The organism is Halorubrum trueperi, assembly GCF_042662525.1.
GTDB classification, from domain to species: Archaea; Halobacteriota; Halobacteria; order Halobacteriales; family Haloferacaceae; genus Halorubrum; species Halorubrum trueperi.
Genome location: NZ_JBHSXI010000008.1, coordinates 20,434 through 36,222 on the forward strand (window position 1 = coordinate 20,434; position 15,789 = coordinate 36,222).

10 protein-coding genes and 4 pseudogenes are annotated in these 15,789 nt (G+C 56.3%); 11 read left to right on the forward strand and 3 right to left on the reverse strand.

Going from position 1 to position 15,789, the window contains the following annotated elements; genetic code table 11:
* Positions 1-35: 35 nt before the first annotated feature.
* Complete coding sequence (locus tag ACFQEY_RS06655; protein ID WP_379766183.1) at positions 36-2,456, forward strand: heavy metal translocating P-type ATPase; 2,421 nt, start codon at positions 36-38, stop codon at positions 2,454-2,456.
* A 150-nt stretch (positions 2,457-2,606) separates the two neighbouring features.
* Here ACFQEY_RS06655 and ACFQEY_RS06660 read toward each other — a convergent pair.
* Positions 2,607-2,750, reverse strand: a pseudogene (locus ACFQEY_RS06660) (IS6 family transposase); the annotation flags it as partial.
* A gap of 110 nt (positions 2,751-2,860) precedes the next feature.
* Between ACFQEY_RS06660 and ACFQEY_RS06665 the strand changes: the two are divergent.
* The 5 genes and pseudogenes from ACFQEY_RS06665 to ACFQEY_RS06685 all read left to right on the forward strand — a co-directional run bounded on the left by ACFQEY_RS06665 (position 2,861) and on the right by ACFQEY_RS06685 (position 7,594).
* Positions 2,861-3,498 (forward strand): annotated as a pseudogene (locus tag ACFQEY_RS06665) (IS6 family transposase).
* A 277-nt stretch (positions 3,499-3,775) separates the two neighbouring features.
* A pseudogene (locus ACFQEY_RS06670) lies at positions 3,776-4,410 on the forward strand (IS6 family transposase).
* 281 nt (positions 4,411-4,691) lie between these two features.
* A protein-coding gene (locus tag ACFQEY_RS06675; protein WP_379766186.1) for an IS630 family transposase occupies positions 4,692-5,692 on the forward strand; the annotation gives its coding sequence in 2 pieces (ribosomal slippage) (positions 4,692-5,184 and positions 5,184-5,692; 1,002 coding nt in all).
* 633 nt (positions 5,693-6,325) lie between these two features.
* Positions 6,326-6,649 carry a hypothetical protein gene (locus tag ACFQEY_RS06680; protein ID WP_379766189.1) on the forward strand — a complete coding sequence of 108 codons (324 nt, stop codon included), beginning with the start codon at positions 6,326-6,328 and terminating at the stop codon, positions 6,647-6,649.
* A pseudogene (locus ACFQEY_RS06685) lies at positions 6,607-7,594 on the forward strand (transposase). The gene ACFQEY_RS06680 and the pseudogene ACFQEY_RS06685 overlap by 43 nt, the downstream one beginning before the upstream one ends.
* 264 nt (positions 7,595-7,858) lie before the next feature.
* On the opposite strand, the gene ACFQEY_RS06690 reads toward ACFQEY_RS06685, so the two are convergent.
* Positions 7,859-8,629, reverse strand: a complete 771-nt coding sequence (locus tag ACFQEY_RS06690) for an IclR family transcriptional regulator (RefSeq protein WP_379766192.1) — start codon at positions 8,627-8,629, stop codon at positions 7,859-7,861.
* Between the two features lie 923 nt (positions 8,630-9,552).
* On the opposite strand from ACFQEY_RS06690, the gene ACFQEY_RS06695 reads away from it, so the two are divergent.
* From ACFQEY_RS06695 to ACFQEY_RS06715, 5 genes are all read left to right on the forward strand, one after another.
* Positions 9,553-9,846, forward strand: a complete 294-nt coding sequence (locus ACFQEY_RS06695) for a hypothetical protein (RefSeq protein WP_379766195.1) — start codon at positions 9,553-9,555, stop codon at positions 9,844-9,846.
* Positions 9,847-9,979: 133 nt separating this feature from the next.
* On the forward strand, positions 9,980-11,173 hold the full coding sequence (locus ACFQEY_RS06700) for an enolase C-terminal domain-like protein (protein ID WP_379766198.1): 1,194 nt from the start codon (positions 9,980-9,982) through the stop codon (positions 11,171-11,173).
* A 236-nt stretch (positions 11,174-11,409) separates the two neighbouring features.
* Complete coding sequence (locus ACFQEY_RS06705; protein WP_379766201.1) at positions 11,410-13,275, forward strand: ABC transporter substrate-binding protein; 1,866 nt, start codon at positions 11,410-11,412, stop codon at positions 13,273-13,275.
* A 92-nt stretch (positions 13,276-13,367) separates the two neighbouring features.
* Positions 13,368-13,598 carry a hypothetical protein gene (locus tag ACFQEY_RS06710; RefSeq protein WP_379766204.1) on the forward strand — a complete coding sequence of 77 codons (231 nt, stop codon included), beginning with the start codon at positions 13,368-13,370 and terminating at the stop codon, positions 13,596-13,598.
* A 75-nt stretch (positions 13,599-13,673) separates the two neighbouring features.
* Positions 13,674-14,789, forward strand: a complete 1,116-nt coding sequence (locus ACFQEY_RS06715; RefSeq protein ID WP_379766207.1) for a mandelate racemase/muconate lactonizing enzyme family protein — start codon at positions 13,674-13,676, stop codon at positions 14,787-14,789.
* On the opposite strand, the gene ACFQEY_RS06720 is transcribed toward ACFQEY_RS06715, so the two are convergent.
* On the reverse strand, positions 14,786-15,670 hold the full coding sequence (locus ACFQEY_RS06720; RefSeq protein WP_379766210.1) for a hypothetical protein: 885 nt from the start codon (positions 15,668-15,670) through the stop codon (positions 14,786-14,788). The two genes, ACFQEY_RS06715 and ACFQEY_RS06720, sit on opposite strands and share 4 nt — an antisense overlap.
* Positions 15,671-15,789: the final 119 nt, after the last annotated feature.

Here is a 15,789-nt window from a genome sequence, read left to right on the forward strand (position 1 = left end):
AGCCGGCGGATCCACTTCGAGTGTGAACATGGCCCATGGACGATCACCACGATACAACCGACCACCACGATACAAATGAGGACCCCACGGGAGGGGAAAACCAGCAGGACAACGACAGTCACCACCAGCACGGACCCGACGACTCCGGTGAGGCGGGCGACGAGTCTGACGAGCGGCGGGTAGAACGGGAGCCGCTAGAGGAGGGGGATCACCCTGCCGCAGCGGGTGAAGCGGCTCCCCCCGAGCAGCATGAGCACGTCGGACACGAGGGCGAAGAGCACGACCACGATGCCCACGAAGAGCATGACCACGATGCCCACGAGGGGCACGGTGAGGGCCATACCGGCATGCACGAGGGCCACGAACAGATGTTCCGCCGGCGCTTTTTCGTCTCGACACTCCTGTCGATCCCTGTCCTCCTGTACAGCGAAATGCTGCAGGAGTGGCTGGGCTTCTCCGTCCCAGCGTTCCCGGGTAGCGAGTGGATCAACCCCGTCTTCGCGGTGATCGTCTTCGCGTACGGTGGAATTCCGTTCCTCCGTATGGCGGTACCGGAGCTGAAAGACCGGTCACCGGGGATGATGACGCTGATCTCGATGGCGATCAGCGTCGCGTTCGTCTACAGCCTCGCAAGCGTGATCTTCCCCACGCAGTCGGCATTCTTCTGGGAACTCGTCACGCTGATCGACATCATGCTGCTGGGCCACTGGATCGAGATGCGATCGGTGCGCCGCGCATCGAGCGCGGTCGACGAACTGGCGAAGTTAATGCCCGACACTGCCGAGCGAATCACCGATTCCGGTGACACCGAGGAAGTCCCGGTGAGCGAACTCTCCGAGGGCGACCTCGTGCTCGTCCGGCCGGGCGCGAGTATCCCTGCTGACGGCATCGTCGAGGAGGGCGATTCGGACGTCGAGGAGTCGATGATCACGGGCGAGTCGAAACCGGTCTCGAAGGACCCCGGCGACGAGGTCATCGGCGGAACGATCAACGGCGACGGGAGTCTCCGCGTGCGCGTCGGTGCGACGGGCGAGGAGACGACGCTCGCGGGCATCATGCGACTCGTCGAGGAAGCCCAACAGAGCGAATCCAAGACGCAGATGCTCGCCGACCGCGCTGCCGGGTGGCTGTTTTACGTCGCCCTCGGGGCGGCAGTCGTGACGGCGATCGCGTGGACAATCGCGGTCTCGTTCAACGCGACGGTCATCGAGCGCGTCGTCACGGTGCTCGTCATCGCCTGCCCGCACGCGCTCGGACTCGCCATCCCGCTGGTCGTCGCGATCAACACGTCACTCGCGGCTCGCAACGGGATGCTCGTCCGCGACCGCATCGCGATGGAGGAGGCGCGGAATCTGGACGCCATCATCTTCGACAAGACGGGGACGCTCACCGAGGGCGAGCACGGCGTCGTCGACATGGCGACTGTCGACGGCGTTGACGAGACGCAGAGCGTCTCGTCCGCCAACCGGACTTCGTCCGGTGACGTCACCGAGGACGAGGCGCTCGCGCTCGCGGCGGCCGTCGAGAGCGATTCCGAACACATGATCGCGCGGGCTATCCGCGAGGCCGCCGCCGAGCGAGAGTTGACCGTTCCTGCCGCCACCGACTTCGAGGCGATCAAAGGTCGCGGCGTCCGCGCGAACGTCGACGTCTCCGGCTTCGCCAGCGGCTCGGCGGGCTCGTCCGACGGCGGAAACGAGGTGTACGTCGGCGGGCCGAACCTGTTGACCCAACTCGATAGCGAGGTTCCCGATCACCTCCAGCGCTTCGCCGACGAGGCCGGACGGAACGCCCAGACTGTCGTGTTTCTCGTTCGCGACGGAGAACTGATTGCGGCCTTCGCGATGGCCGACGTGATTCGCGAGGAGAGTTACCGCGTCGTCGACGCACTCCACGACCTCGGCATCGAGGTGGCGATGCTGACCGGTGATTCTCAGGACGTTGCGAACGCCGTCGCCGACGAATTGGGAATCGACACGGTGTTCGCGGAGGTCCTCCCCGAGGACAAAGATAAGAAAGTCCAGGAACTCCAGGATCAGGGCAAATTCGTGGGGATGGTCGGCGACGGCGTGAACGACGCGCCGGCGCTGACGCGGGCCGACGTCGGAATCGCCATCGGGAGTGGCACCGACGTCGCGGTCCAGTCGGCGGACGTCATCCTCGTCCAGAACAACCCGATGGATGTGGTTCGGCTCGTGAAACTCAGCAAGGCCAGCTACCGGAAGATGCAGGAGAACATCGTCTGGGCGGCCGGATACAACGTCTTCGCACTCCCCCTTGCAGCGGGCGTGTTGGCTCCGATCGGGATTCTGCTGTCGCCCGCTGTGGGCGCGCTCCTGATGTCGCTGAGCACCGTCATCGTTGCCATCAACGCGCAACTGCTCCGGCGGGTGAACCTGTCCATCCCCGAACTTCCGGGAGGGACACCACCTACTGACGCTCCGACTGTAGACTGACGCTCTCCCTGATCACACCGGAGGGTGACGTTCGATTAACGTCGGTCACTGATGTGTCCAGGAGGTAGGCTCAGATACGCTGGTTCCACGCGACGACGACCGATCTGAGCCACTCGTCAGCAGTTTCTGTTTCGAAGATGCTGAAACAGTATGCACGGCAGATCGAACGCGACCAACACTGAATATTTCAAGAAAAAACGGTATTTACAAGAGATAACCAGACAAGTGAAGCTGAATACTGAGCTTCATCAACACTGGCGGTGTTGCTCCTCGCTCCACAAACTCTCCGTTGATTTCGTCTAACCAGCCGCTGAGGCGGCCGCTTTCGGGTGTGAATTACTTTGAAAACGCACCGTCTCGGAGGTGTTAAGTTAAGAACGAGGCGGTCGATAATTCAAGTGTCTATGTCCGAATACAACCGCCTCACCGGCTCTACTGAGTATATTGACTTGGGTTTTGTGGAGCGAGAGCGGACACCCCACGAGATCATTGAAACCGGTATTCAACTCCATTTTGCTGGGATATCACTTTCGAATACCAAACAATATCTTGAGAGGTTGGGTGTCGATCGGAGTCGAACAGCAATTCACAACTGGATTCAAAAGGCCGATCTACAGCCAGCTAACGGTGCGAGCCCGAATCGCGTTGCGGTCGATGAGACTGCGATTCAGATCGACTCAGACAGATTCTGGCTGTATGCTACCGTGGATTCTCTCACAAACGAATTCCCCACAGTGACGTATTTTCCGTCCAAAATCAACAATTTACGCTGATGTTTCTCCGCGATCTCAGAGAGAAACACCACGTTGACGATGCGCTGTTTCTCGTTGATGCTGGCGGACATCTCACAGCTGCACTCTCACGAACCTCGCTCCGATTTTAAATCACTCGCCATGGAAATTGGAAGGCTATCGAACATGTTTTTAAAAATATAAAACGTCAAACTTCTTTGTTTTCAAATACGTTTAGAAACGCGGAGCCGACGACGGCAGAATCATGGCTCCGAGCTTTCGCCGTCTGCTGGAACCGATGCTTAAGTTAACACGACCGCTGGTCGCTGAAAGGTGCATATTGCGCGTCAGTCGCTAGGAGACGATTGTGAGGTGGTTGGTGCTTCGTTGTCGGTTTTGTGGGAAGACTTGTGTACAAGCGCGACTCCAGCATACATACCGCCAATCCAGAGACAACCCAAGAGAACCACTACCGATACGTCATCCACGAGGAACATACTGTTCGGCGTGAAAAACATTAGTGCGGGTGGCAACGGCGGTGTTCAGATAAGGATTGAAAGGTGAGGCGGTGAGTTTTCAAAGTAATCTATGCCCGAAAACGCGCGCCTCGACGGCCGTTTAGACGAAATCAACTTAGAGTTTGTGAAGCGAGAAGCAACACCGAAGCTGTTGATGAAGCTTAGTATTCAGCCTCATATATCTTACTTATCTCTTCCAAATACTGTTTGTTTCTTGAGGTATTTGGTGTTGATCGGATTCTATCCACCGTTCATAACTGGGTTCACAAGGCCGATCTACAGCCGAAATCAGGTCGTAGTCCGAATCACGTTGCGGTTGACGAAATCGTGATTCAGCTGGACGATGAACACTATTGGCTGTACGCCGCCGTCGATCCTCAATCAAACGATTTACTATATACAAAGCTTGAACCGACAAGAACAAACGTGATCGCAGATCAATTCTTCGCGGAGCTTCGCGAAAAACACGACGGAGATGACGCGATTTTTCTCGTTGATGGCGCGGCGCCACTTCAGCGAACTTGTCGCAAACATGACCTCTATTTCAAATACGAACGACATGGAACTCGGAACAGTGTAGAACGTGTCTTTTGTGAGGTAAAACGCAGAACTACCTGTTTCTCAAACTGTTTCAGCAATGCCAAAGCAGAAACAGCTAACGAGTGGCTGAAATCGTTCGCTTTCGCATTGAATCAGCTTATCTGAACACGACTCCCGGCGATGGAGGTAATATTAATTAGCATTACAGATGCAAGGGTGTCAACTTTAACTCGTATATTTACGGTAAAATTACTCTAGTCATCTTCAGTCTGCGAGTTTTCGGTGCAGGAGACGCGCTAATTAGGCCTCTGAGAGGGTTTCTGGATCTCGGGCAGCATCGGCTGCATAGTCAACCGCTTCAGCAATGGTTTCTAGTTCCTGTTCAACCACAATTTCGGCTATAGTAGACGTTAGAACTATCCGCACGGATAGTTGTACAGTACCTAATGGATCATCTCGACGAGATCTCCGTCGAAGAACTCCAAGACGCGCTTGACAACGTCGACGGAAACAAGCCGACACAACGGTTGTTAGCTGCGATCGCGTACAAAAACGGCGTCACGCAGACTGAACTTGCCGACTGGCACGACACTGGCCGACGAACGATCTACAGCTGGCTCAACCGACTCGATACTGACGAACCGCTTGAACAGGCCGTTACTGATGCTCACCGATCTGGTCGAAAGCGAAAGCTCTCAGAAAAACAGCAACAAGAGTTTGAACACACAGTCCACGACTCACCCCAAGAGATCGGTATTGACGCGCCGGCGTGGACGCCGGCGCTCGTACAGGACTATCTTGAAGAAACGTACGGCGTCGAGTATTCACTCCCGAGTTGTCGGCGGTTGTTGAAAGAGGCGGGATTAAGCTATCAAAAACCACGCCGTTCAGCCGCTGAATCTGACGAAGACGACCAAGGAGAATTTCACGACGAGATCAAAAAAAGCGGCGAGAGATGGACGCCACAGTAGTCTGTATCGATCAAACCAAGAAATCTGTCCAAGTTGAGCCGCGTGCCGCGTGGTTTCCGGGCGGCACGCGGCCGTCTGTCGAATTATCCGGTCAACGGGACTGGACGTGCTTGTTAGGCGCGATCACCGAAGACGGCGATCGCTTTTTCTCTCGGCTCACCGAGTACATTACCGCCGATCACGCAAAACATTTCATTTTAGCACTATGTGGAGAATTTGAAGAGGATCTGATCATTGTACTCGATGGCGCACCGTATTTTCAGGCATCGGCCGTCACGGACCTCGCGGCCCGTGACGACCTTGCGTTTGTGACGCTCCCGTCCTATTCGCCGGAATTGAACCCAGTCGAGGAATGCTGGAGACAGCTCCAAGCAGCTCTCAGCAACCGTTTCTTCGACTCACTCGACGAACTTACAACAGCGATCGACACCGCTCTTGATCAACTCTCTATCCCAAAAGTGAGTAATTATTTCTAACGTCTACTATAGTTTGGCAACTGTCTCGTCCCAAATCGTGACGCTCGTGTATCTCTCCGGAGGCATAGATACACGTAGAGTCTATATTACTGTACTCTAAGGTGGACCCCCTTTACAGATGTATGTTTGTAATTCAAAAACTATCTGGGTGGAGCATAACACCTAGCTCACCATAGAGGGTGACATAGAACAGTTACCATACCAAAGAGCAGGGTGAATGCTAAGGTGGAATGAGCACAGCGACCCTGCAAGATGACCCTTCGGTAGGGACGTTTTTCAATGTCGTGGAAACAGAGACAAGGGTGTCAACCTTAACGTGGAGGAAGTGGCCGAGCAAGGGTAAGTTGGTGACTTGAGAATGCTCAACCGGATGGCTGAGAAGGCTCGCCAGCAAAAAGTATTTTCTCGTGAGGACACGTCGGCGGAGCAGCGTGTTCTCGCGGCGTTTTTGTATCATGCTGGCCTCTCATACCGACGGATCGAACCGTTCGTCGACCGATCGGAAAGTGGTTTCACCGGCTGAAACACGTCTTCGAGCCGGACTGCCGGGCTCGTCAAGAAGTCGCCGTCGATGCGACAAAAATCAAAATTGACGCCGAACAGCACTACGGCTGGGCGGCAGTCGATTGTGAGATGCTCGAAGTACTAGTCGTCGAGGTCTCTCCGGGCCGATCAAGCCTCGATACCCTTCTATTCTTAAAGGATGTCCTCGAACGGTGCCACGGTCGCCCGCTGGTGCGGGCCGACCGCGTGCCTTGGTACGACTGGCCGCTTGGCCTCTTAGACTGCGAGTATGAGCGTGAAACGTGGGGAAATAGGTCGCTCATCGAAGCCTGGTTCGGAATCTTCAAATACCGAACCAGGCGCTTCTACCACCGTTTTTCCTTCCACAGCACCGCCAACTCCACCAGATCCTGGCTTACAGCCTTCGCCGCTCTCCACAATGCCGAGCTCTAAACCTTGACACCCTTGCAGAGACACTAGCGCTGTTTGTGTTTGAGTATCTCTTTTGCGAGTTTCTCGAAGAGTTAGACGTGTTCGCCCCGGGTGAGACGGGGCGAACCCGAGATCTTGAACCGCCCGAGATGATGCGTGGTTTTCTCCATTGCTATTACAAGAACATCTACGGGATTCGCCCTGTTGCACGGGAACTAAACAATCCTCTGGTCTGGCTCAGCTGTGACTTCGATCGACCGCCATCGAGAGACGCGGTCGATCGGTTCCCCACCGATCTTGAACACGTCGTAGACGATGTTTTTGACCATTTCGTCGAGCAGGCTGCCATCCGTGGCCTGCTCGACTCAACCTACTCCATTGATTCGATAGACGTGAGGACGATGCCCGCCGATCAAGATGCGTCAAGGTGTTACGATCCAACGGCCGGAGAGTATTACTACGGTTACGGTTGTACAATCGTCTCGGCTGGGTCGAAGATACCGATCGCAGCAGAGTTCACCGAGAGCAAAAAAGAGCCAGAGGAGACGGCGATGCGCGTCACGCGCTCGCCGTCTCGAAACCGATGTGGATGGTTGGTGATAGCGCCTACGACACACTCGAGTGGCACGACCCCTGCGGTCAGCAGGTAGTCGTGCCAGTCGCTCCGTACAATCCACGAAACACAGTTAATCCGAAAGACATCGAGTATAGGGTCGAAGACCTCATCGAGGAATACAGTGAAGCCGTTCAGCTGAAGCAATCGACGCTAGACGAGACGTACAACCGCCGGACAGGCGTCGAACGAACCAACGAATCAGTCAAGGAGTGGCCTGGGGCGAAAACACGCCCGAGGCCGCGTCCACGCACGGGCGCAGGTGTTCCATCGCGCTATGCCTTCGCCTCGTCGTTGCAATCACCAACTACGAACGCGGAGACAATCCAGGAAGCACGATCATCAGAGTGTGACAAGAGTTCTATGACACTCTTTTATGAAGTGAATCTATGAACATCACGACACCAGGTCTATCTGAGGAATGCTCGGGCCAGCACCGTAGAAAGATTCTTGTTCGGTTATCAAGACGGTGATGACCCAACAAATCGCAATGGCTAACAAAACTAAAGGAGTTACGAACAACCGTTTTTTTGCGCGTTCTGGATACGAAACCGCGTGCACGCGAACCCTCAAGTAGGACTACTGGACTGATCGACTGCTGTGCGACCTCCGAAGCACTACCTCGGTTTGGAGGATGACGATTGAAACTCGTGTTTCATGCGTTCGACGTAGGTGTTGAGCAAGTGCGGGAGTTCGTGAGTGAACCTGTCGTCGTACAACCTTTGTGACGTTCCGATGATACCGAGTGCACCAATGACGTATCCATCACTCGTCGTGGCGGGCGAAGCGACCGCACGGATGTGTTCACTGCGTTCACCCATGTCGAACACGTGTCCCTCGCTACGTGTGTGCTCGAGGTGAGTAGCCAGGGCCGATTCGTCGGTAATCGTATCCTCGGTGTACGAGTCGAGAGTGATTCGTTCGAAAATTTCGTGCCTTGTCTCGTCCGAAAGCGCCGTGAGAATCGCCTTTCCCGTCGCACTACAGTGAAGCGGAAGGTACGTTCCGAGGGCGAGATCGACTTGCTCTGCGATGTCGGACGGTCGTTCGATTTCTATCACGACCGCGGCGTCCGATGCCATCACGGCGAAAAAACCCGTTTCGTGGGCCTCTGAAACCAGTCGTTTCACGTTCGGGGCGACGACATCGATGATCTGGTGGCGCGCACCGACGCTCCCACCCAGCTCAAGGAGACGCAATCCGAGTTCGTATTTCCCGTCCCTCTGAACGACGTACTCGAAGTTCTCAAGCGTCTTGAGGTGATAATAGATGGTGGCTTTTGGCCTATCGAGCCTGGTGGCGAGTTCGGTTACGGCTTGTGGCCGCTCTCGCAACGCATTCAGTACATGTACCGATGTTCCGACCGCGTCGATCGGGACCTTGTCCATACACGCAGATACGACCGATCGATAATAAGTGTGTTCACGCAGCTCGAACAGATCCAATCTGTGTTTCGTGTTTGACGGCGGGATCCCATTTCAGAGATACTTATCGGAAGATACGGGTTTCGTTGGTTACATTCCCAAAATTCCATCAACCATTCGTATCAGTTGGAGATTATAACAATTCACCACACTTAAACTGACGGTATGAACCGAACGCCGAGATTCCACTGTGGGGATAATACGTAAACAGTGAAACTGGGGAGTGACGTCACCAATCCTTCGATTACTTCGAGAGACGATAGACTTTCGTAAGTGAATTCGTCGCTGGCTGGATGGCATACTCACTATCTCTGTTCGAAAGCGACATCTCCCGTTCGTTCACGCTGAGTAAACGAAAGCCGGGGCACTCTCTCCGGTAGATCGGTTTCAGATGGGGAACGAGCTAAAGGAGCGGACACTAAATACGCGGCGAAAGGGTAAATTCCCACGTTTCATCTCCTATATCCTGCAGAATTTTCTCCCTCCCCCCGATACGTACGGTAGTCGCTGGTTCAAGTGCGGCGGTATCCCCACATTAATGGATCTTTACTTCACTTATGAGCGGCACCGAGTGAAGTAAAGACTTTGGTGATTGCGACCCAACAGCCGCTATGACGAAAGACTCCGACGAAAACACGCCGCAACGGAACGAGCGACCTGTAGACGAACGCGAGAATGAAACCCATCCCGACCGAACCGAATCGACGGCTGAGGGTCAAAGAAGCGACCGCAGCGATACGGCGGAACGCGGGAATCGAGAAACCGACGAGCAACCGAAAGATGTTCATGACCACCCCAATGTGGAGGCTCAGCGAGTCGGCCCGCACCGCGGTAGCGTCCACGGTCTCGCGAACAAACAGGAACATCGGGATTCCGGGCAACCTCACGTGTCTGTTACGATAGAAGGGGATTACACGACCGTCTTCGAACGATTGGACCATCCTCACTCCGTCCAGCAGAACGAACTCGACGCGACCATGGACAATCTGGAAGAAACACTCCTGGCTGTGTTGAAGTCTGGTGGTGGTATCCGGAGTGAAATTTACGAAGCGGCTACCTTCGAACTCGATGATCCGTGGGAGATTCGAAAGTATCTTGCCGTCCTCGATATGCACAATCTGATCCATCAACAGGAAGACCAGTGGGTACCATCCGACTACTTCGAGGCCTCGCCCGAGTGAACGAAACGTTCGTCCAGAGATTTTAGGACCGTTCTCTCTGTCGATAATGGCTAAATGGCCACTCGAAACTCGCCACGTGCCCCGGCTCGTCGCTTGGACGAAGATTTAAGACAGATACTGGGCATCTCCTCGTATGAAGATCGCAGACTGGAGTGTGCTCACGACTTGTCCTGGGAGGAATTACGTCCTGGTGAAGCTCGTCACTCCCGACGGGACCGTTGGCTGGGGCGATGCCACGCTTAATGGCCGGGAACGCGCGGTCGAAGCGACCCTGGAACACCACGTGCTGCCGGAGATCGCCGATCGATCGGTCGATCGCATCGAGGATACGTGGCAGACGCTTTTCCGCCATACGTACTGGCGCGGCGGGCCCGTTTTAAACACGGCACTCGCTGCGGTCGACATGGCACTCTGGGACATCAAAGGGAAACGATACGGGGCACCCGTCTATGATCTACTCGGTGGGCGAACGAGAAACGGCGCCAGGATCTACCAGCATTGTGGCGGGGAGAATCCCGAAGCGGTCATCGATACGTGTACCGACGTACTCGACGACGGAATTTCGACACTCCGACTCCGGATCGACGACTTCGTGGACGTAGAGTTCGGAACGACCAACGTCGCCATGTTACGGACGAAGGTTCGTGACGTTCGCGCCGCCATAGGAACCGATCCTTGGCTGATTCTCGACGCGCACGGACAACTCGATCCCGCTGTGGCTGCTCGAACGGCGAGCGCGCTCGAAGACCTCGGGTTCCTGTTTTTCGAAGACCCGACTCGGCCAGAGGATATCGACCAACTCTCCCGCGTTCGTGAAGGATCGACGATACCGCTCGCGTTCGGCGAAGTGTACACCTCACCGTGGGAGTATCGTGACCTCATCGAACGTGACCTCGTCGATTATGTCCGTCCGGACGTCGTGCACACCGGGGGTATCACTGCGCTTCGGAAGATAGCTATCCTCGCCGAACACTATTCGGTTCGGACCGCGTTTCATGCCCCGAGCGACGTCTCACCGCTGGGATTCGCAGCCACGTTACACACGGCGCTTTCGATTCCGAACTTTGGGATTCAGGAACTCCCCGGATATCTTTATCAGGACGATCAATCGGCGTACCAAGCGGAATACGCCCTCCCCGTTCCATCACAGCTCGATACAGTATTCTCGGGCGTTCCAGAGCTAGATACGGATGATAGCGTCATAGATATTGACGACACGCCTGGACTCGGTGTCGACATAGACGAAGAGAGAGCGAGAGAGTACGACTACGTCCGAGAACCGCTGCCGAAGCCGCGAAACGGCGACGGAAGCGTTCGTGATTGGTGAGATTTCATCAAAACCAACCTGTGAGCGGCTATAGAGATAGTCTTCGTCGTGCCGTATCATCTGAAATTTTCGACTCCGATCCGGATTCTTGGCCTCGTTGTCCTTTACGCGAGGGCTTCGACCAGGGAGTTCATTACAGGTGACTCGACTCCGCTGCAGTGAACGGATACCGACTCGGCACCGAATATCAACTATATTAAGATAAGTTTATTTAGTCATGTGTGATTTTCCGTGCTATGGTAGATGATACCAGTGCCGACGGCCTTTCACGGAGAGAGTATCTCAACGCGCTCGGAATAGCCTCCGCGACAACATCGGTCGGTTTAGCTGGCTGTTCGGGGCTCACGGACGATGGCGGCGACGGCAGCGACGGCAGCGACGGCAGCGACGGCGGCGATGGCGGTGACGGCGGTGGAGCAGCTGGCGAGCGCGTTCCGACACTCGACCTGATGTACTGGTCCGACCTCGGAGCGGAGACGCGTTACGCGGAACAGAGCGTCCCCTCAATCGTAGAATACCTCGAGTCCATCGGTCTGGACGTGGAAACGACCGGTATGGGGATCAGCAACCAGGTGGCCGACACGATAGCGGACGCGCGGGTCGAGCACATCAACCTCGGCGGACAGGGTCCGAAACCGAGTCGTCTCGACCCGGACGACCTCATGATGCGGTACAACCTATCTTACGCTGGAAACAACGATCACCTCAACAACTGTCAGTACGCGAGCTGTGAATACACTGAACTCGTGTTTGAGCAGCGAAACGTCATGGATGAGGACGAGCGCCAGGAGATCATCCTGGACGCGATGAAGACGATGTCGGAGGACGTTCCGTTCTGGCCGGTGACAGAGCGGTTCAACGTCGGAATGATGAACACCGATGAGCTGGAACCCGGTGGAATCGGGGACATCGGGCTTCGGGAGTACGGTAACAAACCATGGATCGAAACGGAGGCGAAGACCGACAAGGGCATCATCACCAGTATGCCGCCCGCGTTGACGGAGTCGAAAGTCAACAACCTCCTCACCGAAAACGGCAGCGTCCAGTCCGTGTTCAACCACCTCATCCACACGTCGCTGCTAGAGTACGACGAGAACTACAACCAGCAGGCTGGGATCGCAGAAGACTACCAGATAAGCGACGACGGACTGAGGATCACGTTCGAACTGGCCGACGCCACGTTCCACGACGGCAGCGAAATCACCGCCGAAGACGTCAAGTTCACCTATGAGTTCATTACAGAGAACGTCGGTCAGTTTCCGCTCATCAACGACTTCCCGCTCGACCGCGTAGAGGTCGACGACGAGAAAACCGCGACGTTCTACCTCTCGGATCTTCACCCGCCGTTCATCACCCGAGAGGCGAGTCTGTTCGGCATCCTCTCGAAAGAGGTCTGGGAAGACGCCGGGGCCTGGGACAACCCGACCAGCCCCGACATGGGCGAAATCGTTGGATCGGGTCCGTACGCCGTCACCGACTTCACCGACACGTCAATCTTCCTCGAACCAGTAGACGACCACCCCATCTACGACCCGAAATCGGAGATTATCCTCCAGACGTTCGACAGCGCACAAGCGGCGATCCGCGCGTTCGACAACGGGGAGATCAACGACGCGCGGACGCTCTCTGCGAGCGTCATTCAGGATTACGCCGACCAGGACAACGTTCGCGTCGTTTCCCGTGGTGCGTACGCCCTCGAAGCGCTCTATCCGCAGAACTCGTACGGACCCGGGATGTTTCAGGAGTTCAGGGAAGCCGGTTCGTGGGCGCTCAACCGAGACGAGATCAACGAAATCGCAGTGTACGGCGGCTCGACAACCGTCCCGTACGCCCTCCCGTATTCCCTGAAACACCCGTGGATTTCCGCGAGTGACCTCGACGAACTGTCGGAACTGGGAATCAAGACCCAGTCCTCGAGCGGGGATCAGGAACGGGCGAGACAGATTCTCGAAGACGCCGGCTGGACGTGGGACGACGATGATCGACTCCACTATCCAGAGGGTGCTGACCTCACTCCTGCGTGGCCGGAGGGAAGTCAGCCGTCCGAACACCCCGAGGACTTCCCCTGCGTTGAGGATCTTCAAAGCGAGTGGAGCGGGTAACCCTCGCTTCTTCGCACGATCTTCGACTCCGCTGTTCGCCTGTCCCTCCCCAACCGCATTCATTTTATAGCTCGACTCGGTATTGGCATGTCATGATAAACGATGCGACGTGGTGGCTCAAACAGCTCTCCATCATCGTCGTGACGTGCGGACTCCTAACGACTGGGCTGCTGGGTGCACCGCTGCTCTTGTCTGACGGCGTGGCGTCCGCACTACCAACCCTCTCGGTAGGAACCTTTCTGATCGGGATCGGCGGACTCGGATGGCGACGGTTTCGGTCCCGCGAGTCTGTCGGGGAACTCGAACGAGCAATATTCGAGTGACACACGTCCGGTGTGAACCGAAACAAGGCATAAATATTTAGAAAGGTATACGTAATAGTATTCTGTTGTCCGAGTATGCAGATCACTGGTGCAGAGGTCATACCGGTCAATGCAGATGTAACACCACTCGGAGAACCAGACGGGATCGCCCCGTACGAGAGCAATCACGATTCCGTCGAGGACGTCGATCGGGTACTCGTCCGCCTGGACACCGACGAGGGCGTCAGTGGCTGGGGTGAGATGCTTGCGGCGCTTGCCTCACCCGAAGCGACGAAGGCGGTGTTCGAGTCAGTGGTTATTCCACCGCTTATCGGGCGCTCGGTCTGGGAGATTAACGCCCTCATCGAGGAATTTTACTTCCCATACGTGAAGATCGAACCGTTCATCGGAGCCGTCGAGATGGCGATGTTCGACGCACTCGGGAAACACCTCGACGTGCCCGTGTCGAAACTGCTCGGCGGTGCATACGACCCTGCGGTCGACGTGGCGTACGCCGTTGGTATCCTACCGCGTGAAGATTCCCGTCGGCACGCACGGAAAGCCGTCGCCGACGGGTTCTCGGTTCTCAAGACGAAAGCCGGGCCGGATTGGCGACAGGATGTCGATCGTATCGTGGCGATGGACGAGGCGGCGGACGGGAACCTCGAGTTCCGACTTGACCCGAACCAGGGGTGGTCGATCGACGAAGCAATCCGAGTCGGAGCCGAACTGGGCCGAAGCGGTGTAGACGTCCAGTATCTGGAGCAACCCGTCCGGATAGATTCCGTCGGGAACTACAGCTCTCTCCGGTCACGTCTCCAGATTCCCATCGCCGTAAACGAGGATACGTACTTCAAACATAACCTGATGACGTTGGTCCGGGAGGACGCGATCGACGTCGCCGTCGTGGATATCATCCCCGCGGGTGGCATCGTGGAGATGCGGAAACTCGCCGGATTGGCGGAACACGCCGGCGTATCTCTCGCTCATCACTGCGGATTCGATCTTGGCGTAAAAACGGCAGCGATGGTACACGCCGTCGCCGCGACGCCGGCGATCTCGCTCGCTGCCGACACCGTCTACTACGGCTGGGCGGAACACGTCATTGACGATCCGTTCACTGTCGAGGAAGGCCAGATCGAGGTACCAGACGGTCCCGGACTCGGGGTAACCGTGGACGAAGAGAAGCTCGAACGGTGTCGTCTCGACTAGGCGTTCCTCTCCTCCGCGTTGACGGAGTCCACCGCCCGCTCGACGACGACGGACAGCTCTCGCTCGAACGTCTGCGGGTGGTGTGCACCGACGAGGCGTGAATCGATATCGGTTCCGACGAAGAACAGGACGGTTGGAAGGATACCGATCGAATACTGCTCATGCGCCGTTTCCGGATAGTCGGGCGCGTGCACGGCTCCGAAACCGACGTTCTCGAACGCTGGTCTGCCTGCAAGTTCGGCGAAGTCGTCGAACACCAGGGAACTGGATTCGCTGTCCGCTTTCCAGACAATGACGGCGGAACACGGATATCGGCTGCAAAACCCCTCGATTTCGAACGGCGCGAGTGCGGTCACCGGATCGGGAACGCCCTCGGTCCGGACCGATTCCTCGAAGCGCTGGAGGGATATTGCGACGCTCGCCGCCTGTTTTCTTTCCAGATCGGTGACGAACGACTCGACTGCGCGCGCCGTCGCAGTGAGGGTTCCCAGGTCCGTCTCAGCCGTCCCGTCTCGTCCAAATAGGCCGAACCACTCGGATTCGACGCCATCACATTCGAGACATTCCTCGGCGTCTTTGACGGCCTCCATAAACCGTCTTGTCCGCTTCACAGTTCCCGATTCTGACTCCTCAAGTACCGCCGCCTCGATAAGTACGTTGAGTACGGCTTCGTTCGCGGGCTCTGAACCGACCATGCTCACAATCACGGTCAAAGATATACTAAAAGCTTGTGTGCCCACACCAAGGGTGTCAAGGTTTAGAGCTCGGCATTGTGGAGAGCGGCGAAGGCTGTAAGCCAGGATCTGGTGGAGTTGGCGGTGCTGTGGAACGAAAATCGGTGGTAGGAGCGCCTGGTTCGGTATTTGAAGATTCCGAACCACGCTTCGATGAGCGACCTATTTCCCCACGTTTCACGCTCATACTCGCAGTCTAAGAGGCCAAGCGGCCAGTCGTACCAAGGCACGCGGTCGGCCGCTTCCTTCACGCTAAGGTTGACACC

What these genes read in the sequence shown, in the direction of transcription:
- ACFQEY_RS06690 (WP_379766192.1), bottom strand. Translation starts at nt 8,629, where the DNA reads ATGGACAAGGTCCCGATCGACGCGGTCGGAACATCGGTACATGTACTG.
- ACFQEY_RS06715 (WP_379766207.1), top strand. Translation starts at nt 13,674, where the DNA reads ATGCAGATCACTGGTGCAGAGGTCATACCGGTCAATGCAGATGTAACA.
- ACFQEY_RS06680 (WP_379766189.1), top strand. Translation starts at nt 6,326, where the DNA reads ATGCTCGAAGTACTAGTCGTCGAGGTCTCTCCGGGCCGATCAAGCCTC.
- ACFQEY_RS06700 (WP_379766198.1), top strand. Translation starts at nt 9,980, where the DNA reads ATGAAGATCGCAGACTGGAGTGTGCTCACGACTTGTCCTGGGAGGAAT.
- ACFQEY_RS06710 (WP_379766204.1), top strand. Translation starts at nt 13,368, where the DNA reads ATGATAAACGATGCGACGTGGTGGCTCAAACAGCTCTCCATCATCGTC.
- ACFQEY_RS06705 (WP_379766201.1), top strand. Translation starts at nt 11,410, where the DNA reads ATGGTAGATGATACCAGTGCCGACGGCCTTTCACGGAGAGAGTATCTC.
- ACFQEY_RS06655 (WP_379766183.1), top strand. Translation starts at nt 36, where the DNA reads ATGGACGATCACCACGATACAACCGACCACCACGATACAAATGAGGAC.